This is a genomic window from Stutzerimonas sp. 21-1, assembly GCF_056336065.1.
The window spans coordinates 400,314-424,132 of sequence record NZ_CM150500.1; the positions used below are offsets into that span (position 1 = coordinate 400,314).

Genomic DNA, 23,819 nt, shown 5'->3' on the forward strand with positions numbered 1-23,819 from the left:
CCGACATTTCCCGTGGAGAAGCCCATGAGCGTGCAAAGCAACAAGAATCTGAGCGAAAGCGCCCAGGTCGATCAGCAATCCATCCAGCCATTCCCGCGTTCGCAGAAGGTCTACGTGCAGGGTTCGCGCCCGGATATTCGTGTGCCCATGCGCGAGATCAGCCTGGACGTCACTCCGACTGCCTTCGGTGGCGAGATCAACGCACCGGTCACCGTCTACGACACCTCCGGCCCCTACACCGATCCGAACGTGACCATCGACGTGCGCAAGGGCCTGGCCGACGTGCGTAGCGCCTGGATCGAGGAGCGCGGCGACACCGAGAAGCTGCCGGGGCTGTCCTCCGAGTTCGGCCAGCGTCGCCTGGACGACGCCGAACTGACTGCCATGCGCTTCGCCCACGTGCGTAACCCGCGCCGCGCCAAGGCCGGGCGCAACGTCACCCAGATGCACTACGCCAAGCAGGGCATCATCACGCCCGAGATGGAATACGTCGCCATCCGCGAGAACATGAAGTTGGCCGAGGCGCGCGAGGCGGGCCTGCTCAAGGAGCAGCACGCCGGCCAGAGCTTCGGCGCCAGCATTCCGAAGGAAATCACCGCCGAATTCGTCCGCAGTGAAGTCGCCCGCGGCCGCGCGATCATCCCCGCCAACATCAACCACACCGAGCTGGAGCCGATGATCATCGGCCGCAACTTCCTGGTGAAGATCAACGGCAACATCGGCAACTCGGCGCTGGGCTCCTCCATCGAGGAAGAAGTCGCCAAGCTGACCTGGGGCATCCGCTGGGGCTCGGACACCGTCATGGACCTGTCCACCGGCAAGCACATCCACGAGACCCGCGAGTGGATCATCCGCAACTCGCCGGTGCCGATCGGCACCGTGCCGATCTACCAGGCGCTGGAGAAGGTCAACGGCATCGCCGAGGACCTGACCTGGGAGCTGTTCCGCGACACACTGATCGAGCAGGCCGAGCAGGGCGTGGACTACTTCACCATCCACGCCGGCGTGTTGCTGCGCTACGTGCCACTGACCGCCAAGCGCGTCACTGGGATCGTCAGCCGCGGCGGCTCGATCATGGCCAAGTGGTGCCTGGCGCATCACAAGGAAAACTTCCTCTACACCCACTTCGACGATATCTGCGAAATCATGAAGGCCTACGACGTCAGCTTCTCGCTGGGCGACGGCCTGCGTCCGGGCTCGATTGCCGATGCCAACGACGCCGCGCAGTTTGGCGAGCTGGAAACCCTCGGCGAACTGACCAAGATCGCCTGGAAGCACGACGTGCAGTGCATGATCGAAGGCCCCGGCCACGTGCCGATGCACATGATCAAGGAGAACATGGACAAGCAGCTGGAGTGCTGTGACGAGGCGCCGTTCTACACCCTCGGGCCGCTGACCACCGACATCGCGCCGGGCTACGACCACATCACCAGCGGCATCGGCGCCGCGATGATCGGCTGGTTCGGCTGCGCCATGCTCTGCTACGTCACGCCCAAGGAGCACCTCGGCCTGCCGAACAAGGATGACGTGAAGACCGGCATCATCACCTACAAGATCGCCGCGCATGCCGCCGACCTTGCCAAGGGGCACCCGGGCGCGCAGATCCGCGACAACGCCTTGAGCAAGGCGCGCTTCGAGTTCCGCTGGGAAGACCAGTTCAACCTGGGCCTGGACCCGGACACCGCGCGCAGCTACCACGACGAGACGCTGCCCAAGGATTCGGCCAAGGTCGCGCACTTCTGCTCCATGTGCGGGCCGAAGTTCTGCTCGATGAAGATCACTCAGGAAGTGCGCGAATACGCTGCCGAGAACGGTCTGACCGACGAGCAGAAGGCCATCGAGGCGGGATTCGCCGAGCAGGCCGAGCGCTTCAAGGACGAAGGCTCGGTGATCTACCGCCAGGTGTGATCCGGCAGTGACGAAATGAACCCCGGCGTCGGCAACGGCGCCGGGGTTCTGCGTTTCTAGGCGAGCAGATCGCTCAGCAGGCGCATATGACGCTGCTGCTGAGCCGGCTGGCGGAGCTGATTGGCGCGGAAGATCGCCTGCAGGTCGATCAGCGCGTGGGCGAAATCGTCGTTGATTACCAGGTAGTCGTATTCGACGTAATGGCTCATCTCGCTGACCGCTTCGCGCATGCGCCGCTCGATGATCTCGTCGCTGTCCTGGCCGCGGTTGTTCAGGCGCTGGCGCAGGGCCTCCTGGGTCGGCGGCAGGATGAAGATCGATTTGGCCTGCGGCATCAGCCGGCGCACCTGCTGGGCGCCTTGCCAGTCGATCTCCAGAATCAGGTCGTAGCCTTCGGCGAGGGTCTGTCCCAGCCAGCGTTGCGAGGTGCCGTAGAGGTTGCCGAACACTTCGGCATGCTCGAGGAATTCGTCGCGTTCGAGACGTTCGAGAAAGTCCTCGCGGCTGACGAAGTGGTAGTTGACCCCGTCGACCTCGCCCGGGCGCATGGCGCGGGTGGTATGCGATACCGACACCCGGACCTGCGGCTGGGCATCGATCAGTGCCTTGACCAGACTGGTCTTGCCGGCCCCGGAAGGCGCGGAAACGATATAGAGCGTGCCGGTTGTGGCGGACATGACGGTTTCCTGGAACTCGATGAATATCTGACTGTGACAATAGCCCGGCGGTTGTGCGTGCCCGCCGGCTATTCGATGTTCTGCACCTGCTCGCGCATCTGCTCGATCAGCACCTTGAGGTTGACCGCCGCCTGGGTGCTGCGCGGATCGAACGCCTTGGAGCCGAGGGTGTTGGCTTCGCGGTTGAGTTCCTGCATCAGGAAGTCCAGGCGCCGCCCGGCGGCGCCCCCGGCCTTGAGTACCCGGCGCACTTCACCGACATGGGTGGCGAGGCGGTCGAGTTCTTCGGCGACATCGCTCTTCTGCGCCAGCAGGACCATTTCCTGTTCCAGGCGCTGCGGATCGAGTGCGACCTGCATTTCCGCGCAGCGGTCGAGCACTTTCTGCCGCTGGGCGGCGAGCATTTGCGGCACCTGCTCGCGTAGCGTGGCGACTTCCACGAGCATGCCGTCCAGGCGTTCATTGAGCAGTTTGGCCAGTTCCTCGCCCTCGCGCTGGCGGCCTTCCCGGAGCTGCGCCAGGGCGTCGTGGAACAGTTGCAGGGCACTCTTGTTCAACGCCTGCGGGTCGATCGCATCGCCAACCAGAACGCCGGGCCAGCCGAGCACCTGCAGAGGGTCGATCGGCGCCGGCTGGCTGATCAGCGCGGCTACGCTTTCGGCCGCGGCGATCAGCCAGCCGGCGCGTTCGCGGTCGAGCTGCAGCTCGCCGCGGCCGGCATCCTCGGCGAAGCGCAGGGTGCATTCGACCTTGCCGCGCGACAGCCCTTTGCGCAGGGCTTCGCGCACCGCGCCCTCAAGGTCGCGAAAGGCCTCCGGCAAGCGCAGATGCGGTTCCAGGTAGCGATGATTGACCGAGCGGATTTCCCAGCTGAGGGTGCCGTGGGGGCCGGCCAGCTCGCTGCGGGCGAAGGCCGTCATGCTGTGGACCATCGGGAAACCTCTCGATGCGGATGGCGAAAGGCGGAGGATTGTAAAGGAAAAACCGTCAGCGGGGTTGCGGCGGCAATCGGCCCCTTTTGCGGACAAGCCTTCTATAATGCCCGGCACTCTTACCCCGAAGCAGGATGTACCTACATGAAGCGTCCCAGTGGCCGTGCCGCCGATCAGCTGCGCTCGATCCGTATCACGCGCAATTACACCAAGCATGCCGAAGGTTCGGTGCTGGTCGAGTTCGGCGACACCCGGGTCATCTGCACTGCAAGTATCGAGTCGGGCGTACCGCGTTTCCTCAAGGGGCAGGGGCAGGGCTGGCTGACGGCTGAGTACGGCATGCTGCCGCGCGCCACCGGCGAGCGTAATCAGCGTGAGGCCGCGCGTGGCAAGCAGGGCGGGCGCACCCTGGAGATCCAGCGGTTGATCGGCCGTTCGCTGCGTGCGGCGCTGGACATGAGCAAGCTGGGCGAGAACACGCTGTTCATCGATTGTGATGTGATCCAGGCCGATGGCGGCACTCGTACCGCCTCCATCACTGGTGCCATGGTCGCACTGGTCGATGCGCTGAAGGTGCTGAAGCAGCGGGGCGGCCTGAAGGGCGGCGATCCGGTCAAGCAGATGGTGGCCGCGGTCTCCGTCGGCATGTACCAGGGACAGCCGGTGCTGGACCTCGATTACCTCGAGGATTCGGCTGCCGAAACCGACCTCAACGTGGTGATGACCGAGGCCGGTGGCTTCATCGAGGTGCAGGGCACCGCCGAGGGCGCGCCGTTCCAGCCGCACGAGCTGACCGCCATGCTCGAGCTGGCCCAGAGCGGCATGCGCGAACTGTTCGACCTGCAGCGCGCGGCGCTGGCTGACTGAGTGGTGCAGCCATGAGCGATCAGGAGCTGATGCCGTTGCCCAGCCGCGAAGCGCGCCAATGGGCGATGTTCTGTCATTATTCGGCGTTCTTCTGGTTCCTCGCGCCAATGATCGGCAACGTCATCGGTCCCCTGATCGTCTGGCAGCTGAAGAAGGATCTGGATCCGTTCGTCGATCAGCAGGGCAAGGAGGCGCTGAACTTCCAGATCACCTTCAGCATCGTGATGATGGTCTGTGCGCTGCTCGCCTGGATTCTCATCGGCTTTCCGCTGATGGCGCTGATCAGCGTGGTGGCGCTGGTGCTGGTGATCATCGCCGGCATCCGCGCCAACGAAGGCAAGTCCTACCGTTATCCGTTCTGCTGGCGATTGATCAAGTAGGCGCGAACCGCAGGAGTCGATCGAACCTGGCGCGCTGAGCGCCAGGCTCTCCTGATCTGGACTTTAAACGCTCAGCGTCCAGTCATAGTCGACGATCAGCGGCGCGTGCTGCGAGAAGCGCGGCTGGCGTGGCAGGCGGGCACCACGCACGAAGCGACGCAGGCCCGAGGTGAGAATCTGGTAGTCGAAACGCCACCCCAGGTTGAGCATCTCTGCCTGCTCGGTATCCGGCCACCAGCTGAACAGATCGCCCTCGCGATTGACCTCGCGCAGCGCATCGACGTAACCCATGTTGCCGAAGATCTCGTCCAGCCAGGCACGTTCGGGGGCGAGGAAGCCCGGGCTCTGCTGGCAGTCGCGCCAGTTCTTCACGTCGATCTTCTGGTGCGCGACGTACAGCGAGCCGCAATACAGGTATTCGCGACGCTTGCGACGCTGCTTGTCCAGGTAATGGGCGAAATCGTCCATGAACTTGAATTTCTGGTTCAGGCTGGCGTCGCCATCCTGGCCGGTCGGCAGCAGCAGGCTGGCGATGCTGACCTTGTCGAAGTCCGCCTGCAGGTAGCGCCCGTAGCGATCCGCCGTCTCGAAGCCGAGCCCCATGATCACCGCCTTGGGCTGCAGTCGCGAATACAGCGCCACACCGCCCTGTTCGGGGATTTCGGCGTCGCAGGCATAGAGGAAATAGCCGTCCAGCTGGTAGGCCGGATCATCGAGTTCCAATACAGAGGCGCGGGTATCCTGCAGGCAGATGACATCGGCATTCTGCGCTTGCAGCCAGCTGAGCAAACCTCGCTGTGCTGCCGCTTGAATGCCATTCACGTTGACGCTGATGATCCGCATAAATGGCCCCTAAAAACACGTCCGTGTATGATAACCCAAGCTCTCTGTAATTGGCTAAATCCGTGGCTTCCGGGAATTTTCTTCATGCAGGCGTACCAGCGCGAGTTCATTCGTTTTGCCATCGAGCGTGGTGTTCTGCGCTTCGGTGAATTCACCCTCAAATCCGGCCGTACCAGTCCGTACTTCTTCAACGCCGGGTTGTTCAACAGTGGCAGCGCGCTGGCTCAGTTGGGCCGTTTCTATGCGGCGGCGGTGATGGAAAGCGGCATCGATTTCGACGTGATCTTCGGCCCGGCCTACAAGGGCATTCCGCTTGCCGCCGCGACGGCGATCGCGCTGGCCGAGCAGCACGAGCGCGATCTGCCGTGGTGCTTCAACCGCAAGGAAGCCAAGGACCACGGCGAAGGCGGTACCCTGGTTGGCGCACCGCTGGCCGGGCGTGTGCTGATCGTCGATGACGTGATCACCGCCGGCACGGCGATTCGCGAGGTCATGCAGATCATCCAGGGTCAGCAGGCCCAGGCTGCGGGCGTGCTAATTGCGCTCAACCGTCAGGAGCGTGGGCAGGGTGAGCTGTCGGCGATTCAGGAAGTCGAGCGCGATTACGCGATGCCGGTGATCAGTATTGTGTCGCTGTCGCAGGTGCTCGAGTATCTGGAAGAAGATAATCAGCTCAAACAGCATCTGCCCGCGGTGCAGGCCTATCGCGCGCAGTACGGAATCTGATCAGGGATAGGTATCTCGCCATGCTCCAGCCGCTAATTCGCTCGCTCGTTGCGCTGGGACTGCTGACCGCGACGCTGGCTGACGCCGCCGAGCTTTATCGCTACACCGATGAGCGCGGCGTGGTGGTGCTTGACCGACATGGCGTACCGCCGCAGCACATCGGCCGTGGTTACGAGGTGCTGAACGAGCAGGGGCGGGTCGTCCGGGTGGTGCCGCCGGCGCCGACGGCCGAGGAGATGCAGCGCCAGCAGCAGGCAAAGGCTCGTGCGGCGGCCGACGTGCAGCTGCTGCGTCTGTATGCCAGCCCGGACGATGTGGATCGCGCCCGCAAGCGCAAGCTGGCGGAACTCGACAGCATCATCGGCATTACCCAGAGCAATCTGCAATCGCTGCGCACGCAGCAGGAAACTCTGCGGGCGCAGGCAGCCCAGCACGAGCGCGCCGGTCGTGAGGTCCCGCAGAATCTGCTGACGCAGATCGCCAATCTCGAAAAGGAGCAGGCGGGCCTGCAGCGTGACCAAGTGCGTTACCAGCGCGCCAAGGTCGAGGCGGACGCGAGCTTCGCGCGTGACCGCGAGCGTGTCGCCGAACTGCTCGGCGATCGCTGAGCCGTCTGTCCACTTGCGGCACAGCCGAAATCTTGATCACGTGCAGCTATTCCCCGGGCGCTAACAAACAAGCCGCTCTGGATCAATGCTTTTAAGGTATGGATGAGTAATCGCCTCTGGGCCTGTACCTTTCGCCGCGAATTTTCGACGGTGAGATGATCGCATGAAAGATAGCGACCTAAGCAGTTATCGGGAGCGTCACAGACCGCGGTCCGCGTTTGCCTCGCGCAGCAACTATCTGGAACATGAGTTGCAGATCATGGCGCCGCGGCGCTGGCGTCCTAACCTTCCATTCCGCGATTACCGCTTCGAGATCGAGGATTGGGTGCCGGCCATGGCCGCCACGATCGGTAAGATCGTGATGGTCGCTGCGGTGGTGGCGGCGTTCGCCGGGCCGCTGGGGCTGTCCAACGAGTTCGTCATCGAGAACGTGCGCTTCGAGATGCTGATCGCGGCGATCCTCTTCGTCGTGCTGTTCTCCGGTTTCCTCAATCCCACCGCCAACCTGGCCGGCACCCATGGCCCACTGATCCCGCTGATCCCGCTGATCGTGGCCTCGGGCGGCCATCCCATGGCGCTCGGCCTGATGGTCGGCGTGCTCGGCTTCGCCCTCGGCGTCGCACGTGGCGGCAGTCTGCTGGCGCGGCTGACCAGCGACGGGGTGTGCGGCGGCCTGCTGCTGTACCTGGGCTTCATCGGCGTGTCGTCGCAGATCGAGAAGCTGTTCGCCTGGGCCAACGGCTTCGACATGGGCTACATCGCCTTCGTGGTGGTGCTGTCGACCATCGTCATGTACGCCTACCTCGAGCACATCCGCATGCGCTGGCTGGCGATTCCGCTGGGCTCGGTGCTGGCGGCGGTGATCGCCTTTGCGCTCGGCGCGCCGTTCGAGTTTTCCACCGAGCCGGGTATTCCCAACCTCAACCCGGCGTATTGGTGGGGTGAAAACAGCGGCTGGCAGCTCGGCCTGCCGGAGCTGCACCACTTCGTCGCCGTTGCTCCGTTCGCGGTGCTGGCCGTGGCGATGTGGTCGCCGGACTTCCTCGGCCACCGCGTGTTCCAGCAGCTGAACTACCCGCCGCGCACGGACAAGGTGCTGATGGATATCGACGACACCATGTGCATCGCGGCTGCGCGCCAGGCGGTGGGCACGGCCCTAGGTGGCGGGAACCTGGCCTCGTCCTGGGGCACTTACATGGTGCCGGCGGCGATCGCCAAGCGGCCGATTCCGGCGGGTGCGGTACTGACCGGTCTGCTCTGCGTGCTGGCGGCGATCCTCGGCTACCCAATGGATCTGGCGATCTGGCCGCCGGTGCTTTCCGTGGCCCTGCTGGTCGGGGTGTACCTGCCGCTGCTCGAGGCTGGTATGCAGATGACCCGCGAGGGCAAGACTTCGCAGTCGGCGGCGATCGTGGTGTTCTCCTCGGCACTGGTCAACCCGGTGTTCGGGTGGTCGCTGACCGTGCTGCTCGACAATCTCGGGCTGATCGGTGACAAGGAACGCGGCCAGAGCCTGAGCCATATGCACCGCTGGGTGATCCCGACGATCGTGTTCATCCTGCTTTGCGCGGTGATGCTGGGCGTCGGTATGTTCCCGGGGATCCCGGCCATGTTCGAGTCCTTCCGCGTCGACCACTGACGGCGCGGGCATGAAAAAGGGGAGCCGATGGCTCCCCTTTTTTGTGTCCGACCGCCGCTGTTCAGCGCTGATTGTTGGTGATCAGCGTACCGACACCGACGTCGGTGAAGATTTCCAGCAGCACCGCGTTGGGTACCCGGCCGTCGATGATGTGCGCGCTGGTTACACCGCCCTGCACCGCTTCGAGGGCGCAGCGGATCTTCGGCAGCATGCCGCCATAGATGGTGCCGTCGGCGATCAGCGCATCGACCTGGGCGGTCGAGAGGCCGGTGAGCACGTTGCCTTGCTTGTCCATCAGGCCGGCGATGTTGGTCAGAAGCATCAGCTTCTCGGCCTTCAGCGCTTCGGCCACTTTGCCGGCGACCAGGTCGGCGTTGATGTTGTACGACTCGCCATTGTCGCCCACGCCGATCGGCGCGATCACCGGGATGAAGTTGCCCTTGACCAGCATCTCCAGCAGCTCGCTGTTGACCCCGGTGACCTCGCCGACATGGCCGATGTCGATGATTTCCGGCTTGGTCATCTCCGGCGTCTGGCGGGTGGCCTTGAGTTTCTTCGCGCGGATCAGTCCGGCGTCTTTGCCGGTCAGGCCGATGGCGCTGCCGCCATGCTGGTTGATCAGGCTGACGATGCTCTTGTTGACCTGGCCGCCGAGGACCATCTCCACCACGTCCATGGTCTGGCTGTCGGTCACCCGCATGCCGTCGATGAAGTGGCTCTCGATGTTCAGGCGCTTGAGCAGATCGCCGATCTGCGGGCCGCCGCCGTGTACCACCACCGGATTGATGCCCACCGCCTTCATCAGCACGATGTCGCGCGCGAAGCCGGTCTTCAGCTCCTCGCTCTCCATCGCGTTGCCGCCGTACTTGATCACCAGCGTCTTGCCGACGAAGCGGCGAATGTACGGCAACGCCTCGGAGAGGACCTGGGCGAATTGGGTGGCAGCTTCACGGCTGAGGGTCATGCAGGGCTCCGCAAAATCAGAACGGCAGTTTGAGGTCGGGTGCAACGTTGTGCAGCTGCGCGCGGAAGACGTCCTGGATGCGGCCGAGCTCTTGCGCGCTGTCGGCCTCGAAACGCAGCACCAGCACCGGCGTGGTGTTGGAGGCGCGGATCAGGCCCCAGCCCTTGGGATAGTCGACCCGCACGCCGTCGAGCGTGATCAGGTTGGCTTCGCCCCACTGGGCATCCCGTTGCAGGGCGTCAATGATGGTGAATTTGCTTTCTTCTGTCACCGTGATGTTAATTTCCGGCGTGGAAATATCGCTCGGGAAAGCGGCGAACACCTGCTCGGCATCGCGCTTGTCCTGACTGAGGATTTCCAGCAGGCGCGCGGCGCTGTAGATGCCGTCGTCGAAGCCGAACCAGCGCTCCTTGAAGAAGATGTGGCCGCTCATCTCGCCGGCCAGCAGCGCGCCGGATTCCTTCATCTTTTTCTTGATCAGCGAATGGCCGGTTTTCCACATCACCGGGCGACCACCGTAGCCGCTGATCAGCGGGGTCAGGCGGCGCGTGCACTTGACGTCGAAGATGATGTCGGCGCCGGGGTTGCGCGCCACCACGTCCTTGGCGAAGAGCATCAGCAGGCGGTCGGGGTAGATCATGGTGCCAGCATTGGTCACCACCCCGACGCGGTCGCCGTCGCCATCGAAGGCGAGACCAAGGTCGGCCTTCTCGGCTTTGACCTTGGCGATCAGGTCGACCAGATTCTCCGGCTTGCCCGGGTCCGGGTGGTGGTTGGGGAAGTTGCCGTCGACCTCGCAGTACAGCGGGATCACCTTGCAGCCCAGCGCCTCGATCAGCTGCGGGGCGATGACCCCGGCGACACCATTGCCGCAGTCGACCACCACCTTCATCGGTTTGGCCATGGCGATATCGGTGCGGATCTGCTCGAAGTAGCGCTCCAGCACGTCGACCGGCTCGACGCGGCCGACGCCTTCACTCAGGTCACCGGTTTCGATGCGCTGGCGCAGTGCCTGGATCTGCTCGTTGGCCAGAGTGTCGCCGGCGATGACGATCTTGAAGCCGTTGTAATCCGGCGGATTGTGGCTGCCGGTGAGCATCACGCCGGATTTGCCGGCGAGGATGTTGGCCGCGTAGTAGAGCACCGGCGTCGGCACCATGCCGATGTCGCTGACCGTGCAGCCGCTGTCGACCAGTCCCTGGATCAGATGCTGGACCAGCTCCGGGCCGGAAAGACGGCCGTCGCGGCCGACCGAGACGTTCGGCTCGCCCTGGGCGAGGCTCTGCGAGCCTACGGCGCGGCCGATCCAGTAGGCGGTCTCGTTGGTCAGGCTGTCGCCGACAATGCCGCGGATGTCGTAGGCGCGAAAGATGCTGGCGGGCAGTTTCGGGGCTTTGGCGCTGCTCATTGCGGTTTCTCGCTCCTTGGTATCGAGGCCGAACAGGTCCAGGTCCTCGTCGAGAATATCGATGTCGAGAATGTCGGTATCCGGCACGCGCGGATCGACATACTCCTTGGTCGGGCGGGCGGCAGGCGCCGCCGCGGCTTGCGTGACTGCCGGCCCGACGGGGCGAAGCGGCAGGCGGGCCATGTTCCGTGCCAGCGCGTCGAGCGCCGGCAGGCTCAGGGACGGTTGTTGGATGGCCCGGCCGCTGGAGAGTTCCTGCACGAGGCGGTTGATCTGCAGCACGTCGTCACGCAGGCGCCGCTGCTGGGCGCTGGCGAGGAACTGCAGACCGAGCAACAGGCCGATGAGCGCCAGCAGCGCAGCCCCCAGCAATATCAGCGGCGAGGCGCCGGTCGCGGTCGTGGCGGGCTGGAAACTCAGCTTCCAGTGCGGGTTGCCGCTGGCCAGCGGCAGCAGCGGTCCGTTGCCACTGCCCTGCTGGAGCAGGACCTTCTCGGGCGAGTTATCGAACTGCTGCGTCAGACGCAGCTGGCCGGCATCGGCCGGCAGACGTGGCAATGTGGCGAGCAGACGGTCGAACTCGATGACACGCAGCAGCGTACCCTGCGCGGCCTGTTCGGCGGAGGCGCGCAGCGGCGCCGCGCTGTAGAGCAGCCAGCGCTTGCCGACCTGAAAGGCCTCGACGGGCGGGGCATCGCCGCTCTCGGCGCGCTGCAGCAGGTCCAGTGCGGCGAAATTCATCGGCCCTGCGCGTTCAGGCGTCGGGCGGCCGCGGCCGCGTGCGTTGAGATGTGCATCGATGACGCCCGGCTGCTGGCGCAGAGCCTGCTCGAGCGCGGCGATCTGTTCGGGCTGCTCGCTGCGCAGCGCCTCGAGCAGGCGCGGGTCGGCGGCGATGGCCTGGGTATCGGCCTGGAGTTGGCGCACGGCCTGTTGCAGTGCGCTCGACTGGCTCTGGCCCCAGGCTGCGCCAAGCTCGGCCTGTTGCTGGCGCTGGGCGTCCTGCAAACCGAACCAGAGCAGCGCGGCCGCCGCACCCAGGCCGAGCAGGCCGGGGAGCAGCCCGCTCAGCAGCAGGTTGGGAGCAGCGCGGGTGGGGCGTTTGTTGTCGGCGTTGGCCGGCGTTAACAGGTCCGGTTCCTTGGCGGTACGCTTGAAGAGTGCCATGAGGCTCCTCGATTCATCCTGAAAGGGGGCGTTGGATCAATGGCTGCCGGAGTGTCCGAAGCCGCCGGCACCGCGGTCGCTGCTGTCGAACTGCTCGACCAGCTCGAAGCGCGCCTGCACCACCGGCACCAGCACCAGCTGTGCGATGCGCTCGCCGACGGCAATGGTGAAGTCGCTAAGGCCGCGGTTCCAGCAGGAGACCATCAGCTCGCCCTGGTAGTCCGAGTCGATCAGGCCGACCAGGTTGCCGAGCACGATGCCGTGCTTATGGCCCAGGCCCGAGCGCGGCAGAACCAGCGCCGCGAGTCCCGGGTCGGCGATGTGGATCGACAGCCCGGTCGGGATCAGCAGCGTCTGGCCCGGCTGCAGCACAGTATCGCTCTGCAGCATCGCGCGCAGGTCGAGGCCGGCCGAGCCGGAGGTGGCGTAGTCGGGCAGCGGGAAGTCCCGGCCCAGGCGGGGGTCGAGAATATTGGCTTGTAGCTGGTGCATGTCAGGCCTGCCTGTAGCGATCGGCGATGAAGGCCACCAGCGCGCGGGCGATGTGCCCCTTGCTGGCCTGGCCGAAGCGGGTTACGTGCTGCTGGCGATCGATCACGCTGACCGCGTTTTCTTCGCTGTTGAAGCCGATGCTCGGGTTGGCCACGTCGTTGGCGACGATGAGGTCGAGATTCTTGTCGCGCAGCTTGCGCATGGCGTAGTCGAGCAGGTTCTCGGTTTCGGCGGCGAAGCCGACGCAGAACGGGCGATCCGGGCGAGCCGCCAGGGTGGCGAGGATGTCCGGATTGCGCACCATCTGCAGCAACAGGCCGTCGCCGGTGGTGGGGTCTTTCTTTAGCTTGTGCGGCGCCACCACCTCGGGGCGGTAGTCAGCCACCGCGGCAGCGGCGATCAGCAGGTCGCAGGGCATCGCCGCTTCGCAGGCGGCGAGCATGTCGCGCGCGCTGACCACGTCGATGCGCTGCACGCGATCAGGCGTCGGCAGGAACACCGGGCCGGTGACCAGCGTGACCTGCGCGCCAGCTTCGGCGGCCGCCTCGGCGAGGGCAAAACCCATCTTGCCCGAGCTGTGATTGGTGATGTATCGCACCGGGTCGATGTTTTCCTGGGTCGGTCCGGCGGTGATCAGCAGACGCAGGCCGCTCAGACGGCCGTTCTCGAAACAATCGGCGGCAGCCTGGGCCAGCTCTTCGGCCTCGAGCATGCGGCCCATGCCGACATCGCCGCAGGCCTGGCTGCCGGAGCCAGGGCCGAACAGGCGAATGCCGCGCTGTTCGAGCAGTTGGCGGTTGGCCTGGGTCGCCGGGTCGGCCCACATCGCCTGATTCATCGCCGGCGCCAGGGCGACCGGGGCGTTGGTCGCCAGCACCAGGGTGGTCAGCAGGTCGTTGGCGATGCCCTGGGCGAGGCGCGCCATGAGGTCGGCAGTCGCTGGTGCGATCAGCACCAGGTCGGCCCAGCGCGCCAGTTCGATATGGCCCATCGCCGCTTCGGCTGCGGGGTCGAGCAGATCCAGATGCACCGGGTGGCCGGAGAGCGCCTGCAGGGTCAGCGGCGTGATGAACTCGCGGCCGCCCTGGGTCATCACCACTCGTACTTCGGCGCCGTGGTCGCGCAGACGACGCACCAGCTCGGCACTTTTGTAAGCGGCGATGCCGCCGCCGACGCCCAGGACGATGCGTTTACGATACAGCCGCTGCATAGGCCTGCCTTGTTTCTTGTAGAGGATTGCCGGAGTGAGAACTGCGTCGGAGCCGCGCGGGCACCCCGGAAAAATGACGGGCTAAGATAGCACAGCGCCCGCGACGGAGAAGCGGGCCTGCTCGACAGGGAGGAGACATGAGCATACGTGACTGGCCGACGGCGGAGCGGCCGCGGGAAAAGCTTCTGGAACAGGGTGCGGCGGCGCTTTCCGATGCCGAATTGCTGGCGATTTTCCTGCGTACCGGCGTTGCCGGCCGAAGCGCGGTAGACCTGGCGCGCCACCTGCTCGGCGAGTTCGGCGGCCTGCGCGCGCTGCTCGAAGCCGAACTCGATCAGTTCACCACGCATCTGGGGCTCGGCCCCGCCAAGTACGCGCAGTTGCAGGCCGTGCTGGAGATGGCGCGCCGGCATCTGGCCGAGCGGCTGCGCCGGGATTCGGCGCTGGAGTCGCCGCAAGCGGTGCGCGACTACCTCAAGGCGCGCCTGCGCCACGAGCCGCACGAGCTGTTCGCCTGCCTGTTTCTCGATTCCAAGCACCGGGTGCTGGCGTTCGAAGTGCTGTTCCATGGCACCATCGACGGCGCCAGTGTTTACCCGCGGCAGGTGGTCAAGCGCGCGCTGGCGCAGAATGCGGCGGCGGTGATCCTTACCCACAATCATCCCTCCGGCGTTGCTGAGCCGAGTCAGGCCGATCGCCAGCTGACCCAGCGTTTAAAGGAAGCGCTGGCACTGATCGACGTGCGCGTGCTCGACCACTTCATCGTCGGCGAGGGCGAGCCGCTGTCGATGGCCGAAGCGGGCTGGATGTGAGCGTCGTTACGCCAGCAGCGGCACCAGCAGCAGCGGCCCGAGCGCCAGCAGCACGAAGCGGCCGTTCCAACCGAAGGCGATGCGCCACGGCGACAGCCCGGCATGTCGCGCCAGCATCAGCGCCGAGGGGCCGTAGGGCGACAGCAGCATCGCCAGCGAGAAGCCGGCGAGCAGCGCTACCGCCGGCTGCATGACGGTCACGCCCTGTGCGGCCAGTTGCGCCAGCAGCGCGGCACACAGGTTCAGTGAAATGATCGGTGCGACGCCAAGCAAGGCCAGCGCGATGACCGCAAGCATGCCGGCACTGCCGAGGCCGAACAGCGCCAGTGGCGAGGTGCCGACGTGTAAGACCAGGGCGTCGACCGGAACCAGCGCGGCGACGAGCCCTCCGAGCACGGCCGAACAGGCGAAGATGAAGGTCTCGTTGCGCATGCCGGCCAGGGTGTCGCGCACCTGGGTATGAGTCGCGCCGAACCCTTCCCCCTGCGCGCGTAGCAGGCCGACCACCGCCAGCGGTACCAGCAGCATCGCCGCCTGAGTGGCGGACAGCGGCGTAAAAGCCGCCAGCAGGGCGATCAGCACAATACCCAGCAGGCTGCCGAGCAGCAGGCTGCGCAGTGATTGCGGTGGTGGTGCCGGTGTGTCACCGGACTCGGTGCGACGCAGCTGCCGCAGTCGACGGTTCTCCAGCGGCCAGCCGATCAGCAGTAAGAGCATGGCGGCGAGCAGGCCGAACGGCAGCAGCGCCTGCCAGCTCAGTCCCGGCAGTTCACGCGTGAGAATGGCCACCGCGACACTGGTCGGTGCCAGCAGCGGAACCAGGGCGAAGCCGCGCAGCGCGGTAACCATTACCCCGCGTCGGCCTTCGCGGCGCTGCGTCTCGCTGTAGCCGCCGTGTTGCAGGTGGCGCTCGAGTGAGCCGCAGACCAGCGTGAGCATGCCGAAACTGAGGATCGAGCTGATCGTCAGGGTGCTCAGCAGATAGCTCGGATACAGCAGCGCGGGCGGTCCGGTCAGCAGCCGCCGATGCAGCTCGCCAAGCGGGCGCAGGCGCTCGGCCAGGCAATGCATCAAACCCAGCGCGCCGACGAAGGCGCCGTAGTACGCGGCCGCCGCAAGCAGACGCTGGCCCTGTTCCCAGCTGGCTGCGCCGCTCAGCAGCCAGTAGCCGAGCAGGCCCAGCGTGACCAGGGCGAGTCGGCGCGGGTAAGGCATCAGTGAACGCCAGTGCCAGATGAAGAACAGGCTCAGCAGCACCCCGCTGGCGACACTCAGCGGGCGCGTCTGAGTCGCCAGTGCGAGCAGTTCGCAGAACAGTGCCAGCGGCAGCAGCGCGGTCATGGTCCGGTGCGTCTCGATAATCGGTAAAACTCGCCCGGCGAAGCGTGCACGGAGAGCGGGCGAAACGGGCGTGCGAACAGGAGGCGTAATAGAAGGCAGGCTGTCAGTCTCCGAACGCGCGGTCAATTGCGCAGAACGTTGTTCCGCACGGCGAAATACCTTTGCATCACCAGAGCCACTCGACGCCGCCCTCGATTTTCCGATTGACGGTGCGAGGGCTGCGGTACGGCATGACCGCAGCGCCATAGGCGGTTGGCCCGTGCGCCACGCCTCGTGGTATGCGAGGGCATAACGGACTGTTGGCACTTTGCTACTAAGGCACTACTGACATTCGTCGCGAAATATGGGTAAAACGCTTGGCCGATCGACAAGAACAAATAGAGGCCGTCCATGCGATCTACCCCTCGCCTTAACGCGCGCGCCTGCCTGCTGCACGGCTTGGCCATTTGTGCCGTGCTGCTGCTCCACTACGCAATCACCCTGCCGTTTCCGCTGCTTGCCGCGCTCATCCTGGGGGCGGCGCTGGCGCCCTGGTTCGGTGTCTGGCGTGCGGGCGGCGAGACGAGCAGTGTGGCTGGGGCCGAACCGCAGGCCTTTACCGAACTGAGCAAGAGTCTCTCCCGGCACACCTGCCACAACGCGCTGTCGGCCGCCCAGGTGGCCTTCAGTGCCGAGCAGCTGGCCGGCCGGCTGCAGTCGCAGCTGCAGGCGGTCAGCGAGATTGCCAATGGCGCCGAGGCGATGGCCGCCACTGGCCAGGACAGCGCCGAGCGCGCCCGCCATACCCTGGAAGCAGCGCAGGCGGTGCGGCGCAGCAGCGATGCCGGGCAGACCGAACTGCTGCAGGCTATCGCCCGCATGCAGCAGCTCAGTGCGCAGACCCAGTCGAGCCGCGAGCTGATCGACGGCCTGTCGGCGCGTACCGAGGAAATCCGCCAGATCACCGACGTGATCCAGTCCATCGCCAGCCAGACCAATCTGCTCGCGCTCAATGCCGCCATCGAAGCGGCCCGGGCCGGCGAGGCGGGGCGCGGCTTCGCCGTGGTGGCCGACGAGGTGCGCAACCTCGCCGCGCGGACCTCCAGCGCAACCGAGGAAGTCGGGCGCATGGTCGCCGATATTCGCGAGCAGAGCGGCGCCGTGGTCAGCCATATCCAGCAGCAGGCCAGCGAACTGGACGAAGCCGCCGCGCAGATTGCCGGTACTGGCCAGCAGCTGACCGGCATCACCGAACTGGCCGGCGGCGTGGAGGCCCAGGTCGCCGAAATCACCTCCGGCACCGCCAGCAACCATGAACGGCTGACCGCGTTGTTCGTCGCGCTCGACCAGCTGCGTGCCGATGCGCTGGACAGCGAACAGCAGACCCGCCAGCTCGAGCAGGCCGCCGAACGCCTGGTGGCGCAGGCCGAGAGTGCCAGCGAGCGCCTCGCCGAGGTACAGCTCGACGACTATCACCAGGCGATCTACGACCTCGCGCGCCAAGGGGCCGCGGATATCGCGGCGCGCTTCGAGGCGGATATCGACGCCGGGCGCATCGCCGTCAACGACCTGTTCGACCGCAACTACCAGGCGCAGCCGGGTACCGATCCGTTGAAGTACCACACCCGCTTCGATAAGTACGCCGATGGCGTGCTGCCGGCGATTCAGGAGCCGTTGCTGGCACGCCACGACGCGATCGTCTACGGCATCGCCACCACGCCGGAAGGCTACGTGCCGACCCACAACAACGCCTTCAATCATCCGCCGGTGGGCAATCCCGAGATCGACCGCAGCCGCAGTCGCAGCAAGCGGCTGTTCAACGACCGTACCGGCGGACGCTGCGGCAGCCACCAGCGCAACGTGCTGCTGCAGACCTACAGCCGCGACACCGGCGAGCTGATGCACGACCTCTCGGTGCCGATCATGGTCAAGGGGCGTCACTGGGGCGGGCTGCGCCTGGGCTATCGACCGGAGGCGCAGGCCTGACGGCGGCTCAGGGCGCCAGCGCCATCCACTGATCGCTCAGGCTGCGGGTGTGGCGGTCGACCATGATCGGCGCGAACGGCCGGCCCGAGGCGGTGGAGAAGTTGTTGCTGCCGCTGTTCATGTCCTGCAGCGCCACCTTGAGAAAGCTCCAGCGCGTCTTGACCTGGGCTAGCGCCGGGTCGCCGCGCTCGCTGAGCTGTGCCAGTTGCGCGTCGATGGCCGGCACCAGCTGCCGTTCGTCCTGACCGAGGTAGGTGTCGGGCTGCTCACGGGCCGTCTCGAAACTGCCGATGTAGGCGCGGCTGAGGTATTGCACGGCGAGGTATTCGACTTTTGCCGGCAGCTCGGCGTGAGCCTCGACGCCCTGCTGGCCGCGCACGGCGGTGAGGAACTCGCGCAGTGCCTTGCTCATTTCCAGCGGCCAGCCCCAGGGCATGTCGTCTTCGCCACGACCGAAACCGGCCCCTTCACGCAGTCTGGCCTGTAACTGGCGGTGGCTGTCGCGTAGCGCGCTGGTGGGATTCGCGACACCCTGCAGGGCCTCGTTGAGTGCCAGGATGTCGGCTTCCATCCGCGCCAGGTGGGCTTTCTGGAAGCCTTCGCCGCGATACAGCAGCAGGCTGCTGGTGGCGCGACTGGCGTGGATCTGCAGTTTTTCCAGCGCGGACAGCGTCTGGCTGTGGGACTGGCCGGGCAGCCAGGCGACGACCAGGACGAGCAGCCATATCCATGTGCGATGGCGCATTGTTGTGCTCCTTTGTTGTTTTTATCGAAGCGGATGCCTGCTTGTTGCAGTTGGCTTCCAGAGCCTAGCGGACCAGTGGCCAAGTGGTATCACCCCAAAGTGTGATTCGCCGCTGCAGGTGCCGGATGGTCGGCCGCGCCGCTTGGGCTGCGCTCAGAGCATCCGTTCGAGGCCAACGACGTCCGCCAGCCAGGCGTTCAGGCGGCGCCAGAATCCGCCCGGTTCGCGTTCGAGGATGATGCGCTGACCCTGCTCCTCGGCGATCCATACCAGCTGCCGGGTATCACCGCGCCGGGCCAGTTTCACCTCGTAGCTGGTTGCCGGCGCCATGCCCTCGAGCGTTAGCCGGTGCACCTCGCCGGCCAGCGCCGGGCTCTGCGCGAGGATGCCGACCTCGCTGTTCCACAGCACCGAGCGCGGGTCGAAGTTGAGCGAGCCGATGAACACCCGCTGCCGGTCGAACACCGCTGCCTTGCTGTGCAGGCTGGATTCCGACTCGCCGAAGAAGCTGTAGGAGGACTTCTGGTCGGGCTGGCGGCGCAGTTCGAACAGCTGCACGCCCTGTTCCAGCATGCGCTGGCGGTACGGCGCATAACCGCCATGCACGGCCGGCACGTCGGTGGCCTCCAGCGAATTGGTGAGGATGCGGATGGTCACGCCGTCGCGGCGACGTTCGACCAGGTAGTCGACGCCGCTGTCGGTGGGTACGAAGTACGCCGACACCAGCATCAGCTCGTCCTGCACCGCGGTCAGCGCCGGCGCCAGCTGGGTGGTCAGCAGTCGCGTGGGCGGGCCATCGGCCAGGAGTTTGTCGGGATCGTCCCAGAGCGCCGCGGCGGGCGCCCAGATCAGCTCGTCCAGCCAGCGCTGCAGCTGCGGCTCGCGCTGGTAGCGGATCAGTCGGCGGTACAGCGGGCCATCGTCGCGGCGCGCCTGTTGCAGATATTGCTGGAGCTGTTCGCGTGCCTCGCTCAGCTTGCGCTGTGCCGGCGGTCGCCAGAAGAAGTGCTGGATCGGCACGCTCAGCTGGTGATTCCAGTACTGGTCGAAGCTGTCGGCGAGCTGCCGCGCCACCGGACCGGCGGCGATCAGGTCGATGTCGGTAAAGTTCAGGCTGCGATCGGCATCGAAATATTCGTCGCCCAGATTGCGTCCGCCGACGATCGCCAGGCTGCTGTCGACCAGCAGCAGCTTGTTGTGCATGCGCCGGTGCTGCTGCGGCAGATGCAGCAGTCGCCCGAGCGTGCGCGTGACCGGGTTGCTGCGGCCGGCGCGCAGCGGGTTGAACACGCGGATCTGCACGTTCGAATGCGCTGCCAGCGTGGCGATGCGGTAGTCCTGGCCGTCGCTGGTGGTGTCGTCGAGCAGCAGCCGGACGCGCACGCCACGGTCGGCGGCGCGCAGCAGCTCGTCGACCAGCAGGCGCGTGGAGAGGCCGTCATGCACGATGTAGTACTGGATATCGAGGCTGCGCCGCGCGGCACGGAACAACTCGGCGCGGGCGGCGAAGGCCTCGCTGCTTTCGGGCAGCAGGCGCAGGCCGGAATGACCTTCCGGCTGCGCGGCCGCCAGCCGCTGTACCTGCCGGCCGAGCGAGGAGTCCGCCGGCGCGATGGCGTGGGAGGGCGTCGGCGCAGGCTGGCTGGCACAGCCGGCAAGCGACAGCAGTAGGATCAGCAGCAGGAGCGCTCGCACGGTGTTCCCTTCCGGTCCGGTCACGTGCAGCTTAGACGCCGCGGCGTCAGAAGCGATCCTTCAACCGATACCAGAGCATGCCCAGCGCCAGCAGCGGCGAGCGCAATGCCGGACCGCCGGGGAAGGTCGGGTGCGGCACGCGGGCGAACAGATCGAAGCCGCGGCTCTCGCGCTCGGCGATGGCTTCGGCGAGCAGCCGGCCGGCCAGATGAGTGGCGTTCAGACCGTGGCCGGAGTAGGCCTGGGCGTAGTAGACGTTCGGCTGCTCCGGCAGCCGGCCGATCTGCGGCAGGCGGTTGGCGCCGATGCCGATCATGCCGCCCCACTGGTACTCGATGCCGATGCCAACCAGTTGCGGAAACACCGCGAGCATCTTCGGCTGCATGTAGGCGACGATGTCTTTGGGATCGCGCCCGGAATAATGGCAGGCACCGCCGAACAGCAGTCGCCCGTCGGCCGAGAGGCGGAAATAGTCGAGCGCCACGCGCTGATCGCAGACCGCCATGTTCTGCGGCAGCAGTTCCTGGCACAGCGCCGTCGGCAAACGTTCGGTGGCGATGATGTAGCTGCCGGCCGGTAACACCTTGCCCGTCAGCTTGGGTTGCAGGCCGTCGAGGTAGGCATTGCAGGCCAGCACCAGCTGGTTGGCGCGCACCACGCCGTGGGCGGTGTGGACCGCGACCTGCGTGCCGTACTCGATGCGTTCGACGGCGGAGTCTTCGTGCAGGCGCACGCCCAGGGTCTGCGCCACGGCCGCCTCACCGAGCGCCAGGTTGAGTGGATGCAGGTGCCCGGAGCCCATGTCGACCAGCCCGCCGATGTAGCGCTGCGAGCCGATCACCGTCGGCAGGTTGGCGCGCGAGATGCGCTGCAGCGGATGCGCATAGCCCAGACGCAGCAGGTCGGCGTAGTCCTGCTCGAAGCCTTCCAGATGCCGTGGTTTGGTCGCCAGGTCGCAATAGCCCCAGGTCAGGTCGCAATCGATGGCGTGCCGCTCGATGCGCTGGCGGACGATGTCGACGGCTTCGAAGCCCATGCGCTTGAGCTCGTCGACGCCCTCTTCGCCGAGGATCGGCCGGAACTGCTCGACATCGTGGCCGACACCGCGGATCAGCTGGCCGCCGTTGCGACCGCTGGCCCCCCAGCCGATACGCCGGGCTTCGAGGAGGATGACCGACAGTCCTCGCTCGGCGAGTTCGATGGCGGTATTCAGCCCGGTAAAGCCGCCGCCGACGATGCAGACGTCGGCGCGGGCCTCACCGGCGAGCGCGGCGAAGCGCAGCGCACGGTTCGCGCTGGCGGCGTAGTAGGAGGGTGCGTGAGCGTCTTGGCGAGTGGTGTTCTGAGTCATCGGTTCGGAATGGATTCTCTGCGGGGTTCAGGGGGAGGTCACGGTTCGGCACTGCAGCGAGCAAAGCACGCCCGGCGCCGTTCGGCCAGCGGCCGCGGCGGGCTCGCTGGAGCGGAACGGGTACGCGGCGCTCTAGTCCGGCACCGGCAGCTCGAGCGATTCCTTCACTTCTTCCATGACGATGTAACTCTTGGATTCGCGCACGTGCGGTAGTTTCAGCAGGATGTCGCCGAGCAGCTTGCGGTAGGAGGCCATCTCCGAAATGCGCGCCTTGACCAGATAGTCGAAGTCGCCCGACACCAGATGGCACTCCAGCACGTGCGGCAGCCGCAGCACGGCGCGGCGGAACTCCTCGAAGGTGTCGCCGGACTTGTAGTCCAGGCTGATCTCGACGAACACCAGCAGGTTGGCGCGCAGCAGCTGCGGATTGAGCCGTGCGTGGTAACCGAGGATCACGCCGTCGCGTTCCAGACGGCGCACCCGTTCGGTGCACGGGGTGGTCGAGAGGTTGACCCGCTCGCCCAGTTCGGTGAACGAAATCCGTCCCTCCTGCTGCAGGATACGCAGGATGGAACGGTCGATCCGGTCCAATTCCCGACGGGCCTTGTTGGGATTATTCATGGGGGATGCCCCTCTAGTAAAAGCCATATTGGCGAGAATTTTCGTCAAGAATCGCATGATAAACAGTGAATACCACTGAGTCAGCCGTCCTACACTCCGCCCAACAACAACGGAAACATCCGGGCGTGCCGGATGGAGGGCGACAGTCATGCGAGTTCTGATCCTGGGCAGCGGTGTGGTCGGCACCGCCAGCGCGTACTACCTGGCCCGTGCCGGGTTCGAGGTGGTAGTGGTCGATCGCCAGGACGGCGTCGCTCTGGAAACCAGCTTCGCTAACGCCGGCCAGGTCTCGCCTGGCTACGCCTCGCCGTGGGCCGCTCCGGGCATTCCGCTCAAGGCCATGAAGTGGCTGCTGCAGCGCCATGCGCCGCTGGCCATCAAGCTCACCGGCAGCCTCGACCAGTACCTGTGGATGGCGCAGATGCTGCGTAACTGTACTGCTGCGCGCTACGCAGTGAACAAGGAACGCATGGTGCGGCTGGCCGAATACAGCCGCGATTGCCTCGACGAGCTGCGTGCCGAGACCGGCATCGCCTATGAGGGTCGTCAGCTCGGCACCACCCAGCTGTTCCGCACCCAGGCGCAGGTCGACGCCGCCGCCAAGGACATCGCCGTGCTCGAACAGGCCGGCGTTCCTTACGAATTGCTCGACCGTGCTGGCATCGCGCGCGTCGAACCGGCGCTGGCCAAGGTTTCCGACAAGCTTGCCGGCGCTCTGCGTCTGCCCAATGACCAGACCGGCGACTGCTATCTGCTCACCTCGCGCTTGGCCGAGATGGCCCGCGAGCTGGGCGTGGAGTTTCGCTTCGGGCAGAACATCGAGCGCCTGGAAAGCGATGGCGAACGCATCGCCGGCGTCTGGATCGATGGCCAACTGGAGCGTGCCGACCATTACGTGCTGGCGCTGGGCAGCTACTCGCCGCAGTTGCTCAAGCCGCTCGGTATCCGCGCGCCGATCTACCCGCTCAAGGGCTATTCGCTGACCGTGCCGATCACCGATGCAGCGATGGCGCCGACCTCGACCATTCTCGACGAGACCTACAAGGTCGCCATCACCCGCTTCGACGACCGTATCCGCGTCGGCGGCATGGCCGAGATCGCCGGCTTCGATCTGTCGCTCAACCCGCGTCGTCGCGAGACGCTGGAGATGATCACCGCCGACCTCTATCCGCAGGGCGGCGACCTGAGCCGCGCCGAGTTCTGGACCGGCCTGCGCCCGGCGACCCCGGACGGCACGCCGATCATCGGTGCGACGCGCTATCGCAACCTGTTCCTCAACACTGGCCACGGCACCCTCGGTTGGACCATGGCCTGTGGGTCCGGTAGCCTGCTTGCCGATCTGATCGCGAAGAAGCGTCCGCAGATCAGCGCGCAGGGTCTGGATATTTCCCGCTATAGCAGCCGCAGCGAGGTATCTGGCCACGGTCGGCCGGCTTCCGCCCACTGACCCTCAACCCTTTGCAATAAC

Annotated in this window: 21 protein-coding genes; 9 read left to right on the forward strand and 12 right to left on the reverse strand. The window is 65.8% G+C overall.

The features are described from left to right. Positions 1–24: 24 nt before the first annotated feature. Entirely contained in the window at positions 25–1,908 is a 1,884-nt protein-coding gene (gene thiC / locus AC0ZJQ_RS01835) for a phosphomethylpyrimidine synthase ThiC (protein ID WP_155551153.1), read from the forward strand. Positions 1,909–1,964: 56 nt separating this feature from the next. Here thiC and gmk read toward each other — a convergent pair whose 3' ends face one another. Further along, positions 1,965–2,585: a guanylate kinase gene (gmk, locus tag AC0ZJQ_RS01840; protein WP_476477260.1), complete on the reverse strand. Its 621-nt coding sequence runs from the start codon at positions 2,583–2,585 to the stop codon at positions 1,965–1,967. A gap of 68 nt (positions 2,586–2,653) precedes the next feature. Then, a complete protein-coding gene (locus tag AC0ZJQ_RS01845; RefSeq protein WP_476477261.1) occupies positions 2,654–3,517 on the reverse strand; it encodes a YicC/YloC family endoribonuclease in 864 nt (287 codons plus the stop codon). A gap of 144 nt (positions 3,518–3,661) precedes the next feature. On the opposite strand from AC0ZJQ_RS01845, the gene rph reads away from it, so the two are divergent. Continuing rightward, positions 3,662–4,384, forward strand: coding sequence for a ribonuclease PH (gene rph, locus AC0ZJQ_RS01850; protein WP_165594829.1), 723 nt, complete (start codon positions 3,662–3,664; stop codon positions 4,382–4,384). A gap of 11 nt (positions 4,385–4,395) precedes the next feature. Next, entirely contained in the window at positions 4,396–4,764 is a 369-nt protein-coding gene (locus AC0ZJQ_RS01855; protein WP_237263857.1) for a DUF4870 domain-containing protein, read from the forward strand. A 63-nt stretch (positions 4,765–4,827) separates the two neighbouring features. Here AC0ZJQ_RS01855 and AC0ZJQ_RS01860 read toward each other — a convergent pair whose 3' ends face one another. After that, a complete protein-coding gene (locus AC0ZJQ_RS01860) occupies positions 4,828–5,607 on the reverse strand; it encodes an exodeoxyribonuclease III (protein WP_476477262.1) in 780 nt (259 codons plus the stop codon). Positions 5,608–5,691: 84 nt separating this feature from the next. Here AC0ZJQ_RS01860 and pyrE point away from each other — a divergent pair, with 84 nt between their 5' ends. The 3 genes from pyrE (at position 5,692) to AC0ZJQ_RS01875 (ending at position 8,580) form a co-directional block, all read left to right on the forward strand. Continuing rightward, positions 5,692–6,333: an orotate phosphoribosyltransferase gene (gene pyrE / locus AC0ZJQ_RS01865; protein ID WP_008568418.1), complete on the forward strand. Its 642-nt coding sequence runs from the start codon at positions 5,692–5,694 to the stop codon at positions 6,331–6,333. Between the two features lie 20 nt (positions 6,334–6,353). Beyond that, complete coding sequence (locus tag AC0ZJQ_RS01870; RefSeq protein WP_008568417.1) at positions 6,354–6,941, forward strand: DUF4124 domain-containing protein; 588 nt, start codon at positions 6,354–6,356, stop codon at positions 6,939–6,941. Between the two features lie 163 nt (positions 6,942–7,104). Beyond that, positions 7,105–8,580 carry a DUF3360 family protein gene (locus AC0ZJQ_RS01875; RefSeq protein ID WP_081002774.1) on the forward strand — a complete coding sequence of 492 codons (1,476 nt, stop codon included), beginning with the start codon at positions 7,105–7,107 and terminating at the stop codon, positions 8,578–8,580. Positions 8,581–8,641: 61 nt separating this feature from the next. On the opposite strand, the gene argB is transcribed toward AC0ZJQ_RS01875, so the two are convergent. Genes argB through coaBC form a run of 4 tightly spaced genes read right to left on the reverse strand, consistent with a single transcriptional unit; the run spans position 8,642 to position 13,821 of the window. Next, a complete protein-coding gene (argB, locus tag AC0ZJQ_RS01880) occupies positions 8,642–9,544 on the reverse strand; it encodes an acetylglutamate kinase (RefSeq protein WP_043297861.1) in 903 nt (300 codons plus the stop codon). 16 nt (positions 9,545–9,560) lie between these two features. Next, on the reverse strand, positions 9,561–12,119 hold the full coding sequence (locus tag AC0ZJQ_RS01885; protein WP_476477263.1) for a phosphomannomutase/phosphoglucomutase: 2,559 nt from the start codon (positions 12,117–12,119) through the stop codon (positions 9,561–9,563). Positions 12,120–12,155: 36 nt separating this feature from the next. Continuing rightward, complete coding sequence (dut, locus tag AC0ZJQ_RS01890) at positions 12,156–12,611, reverse strand: dUTP diphosphatase (RefSeq protein ID WP_476477264.1); 456 nt, start codon at positions 12,609–12,611, stop codon at positions 12,156–12,158. A gap of 1 nt (position 12,612) precedes the next feature. Beyond that, positions 12,613–13,821, reverse strand: coding sequence for a bifunctional phosphopantothenoylcysteine decarboxylase/phosphopantothenate--cysteine ligase CoaBC (gene coaBC, locus AC0ZJQ_RS01895; protein ID WP_102829044.1), 1,209 nt, complete (start codon positions 13,819–13,821; stop codon positions 12,613–12,615). Between the two features lie 137 nt (positions 13,822–13,958). Here coaBC and radC point away from each other — a divergent pair, with 137 nt between their 5' ends. Continuing rightward, entirely contained in the window at positions 13,959–14,633 is a 675-nt protein-coding gene (radC, locus tag AC0ZJQ_RS01900; RefSeq protein WP_314020043.1) for a RadC family protein, read from the forward strand. A gap of 6 nt (positions 14,634–14,639) precedes the next feature. Here radC and AC0ZJQ_RS01905 read toward each other — a convergent pair whose 3' ends face one another. Further along, positions 14,640–15,974 (reverse strand): hypothetical protein, encoded by a 1,335-nt coding sequence (locus AC0ZJQ_RS01905; RefSeq protein WP_476477265.1) that lies wholly within the window; start codon positions 15,972–15,974, stop codon positions 14,640–14,642. A 390-nt stretch (positions 15,975–16,364) separates the two neighbouring features. Between AC0ZJQ_RS01905 and AC0ZJQ_RS01910 the strand changes: the two genes are divergently transcribed. Beyond that, complete coding sequence (locus AC0ZJQ_RS01910) at positions 16,365–17,939, forward strand: methyl-accepting chemotaxis protein (protein ID WP_476477266.1); 1,575 nt, start codon at positions 16,365–16,367, stop codon at positions 17,937–17,939. A 7-nt stretch (positions 17,940–17,946) separates the two neighbouring features. On the opposite strand, the gene AC0ZJQ_RS01915 is transcribed toward AC0ZJQ_RS01910, so the two are convergent. The 4 genes from AC0ZJQ_RS01915 to AC0ZJQ_RS01930 all read right to left on the reverse strand — a co-directional run bounded on the left by AC0ZJQ_RS01915 (position 17,947) and on the right by AC0ZJQ_RS01930 (position 22,351). Beyond that, on the reverse strand, positions 17,947–18,684 hold the full coding sequence (locus AC0ZJQ_RS01915) for a hypothetical protein (RefSeq protein ID WP_165594823.1): 738 nt from the start codon (positions 18,682–18,684) through the stop codon (positions 17,947–17,949). A 153-nt stretch (positions 18,685–18,837) separates the two neighbouring features. Then, positions 18,838–20,379, reverse strand: coding sequence for a phospholipase D family protein (locus AC0ZJQ_RS01920; protein ID WP_476477267.1), 1,542 nt, complete (start codon positions 20,377–20,379; stop codon positions 18,838–18,840). Between the two features lie 46 nt (positions 20,380–20,425). Further along, positions 20,426–21,730 carry an NAD(P)/FAD-dependent oxidoreductase gene (locus tag AC0ZJQ_RS01925; RefSeq protein WP_008568404.1) on the reverse strand — a complete coding sequence of 435 codons (1,305 nt, stop codon included), beginning with the start codon at positions 21,728–21,730 and terminating at the stop codon, positions 20,426–20,428. Positions 21,731–21,862: 132 nt separating this feature from the next. Then, the gene (locus AC0ZJQ_RS01930; protein ID WP_008568403.1) at positions 21,863–22,351 is read right to left on the reverse strand and encodes an Lrp/AsnC ligand binding domain-containing protein; all 489 of its coding nucleotides are present in this window, start codon (positions 22,349–22,351) and stop codon (positions 21,863–21,865) included. Positions 22,352–22,499: 148 nt separating this feature from the next. On the opposite strand from AC0ZJQ_RS01930, the gene dadA reads away from it, so the two are divergent. Further along, positions 22,500–23,798, forward strand: a complete 1,299-nt coding sequence (gene dadA, locus AC0ZJQ_RS01935) for a D-amino acid dehydrogenase (RefSeq protein WP_476477268.1) — start codon at positions 22,500–22,502, stop codon at positions 23,796–23,798. The last annotated feature ends 21 nt before the right edge of the window (positions 23,799–23,819 follow it).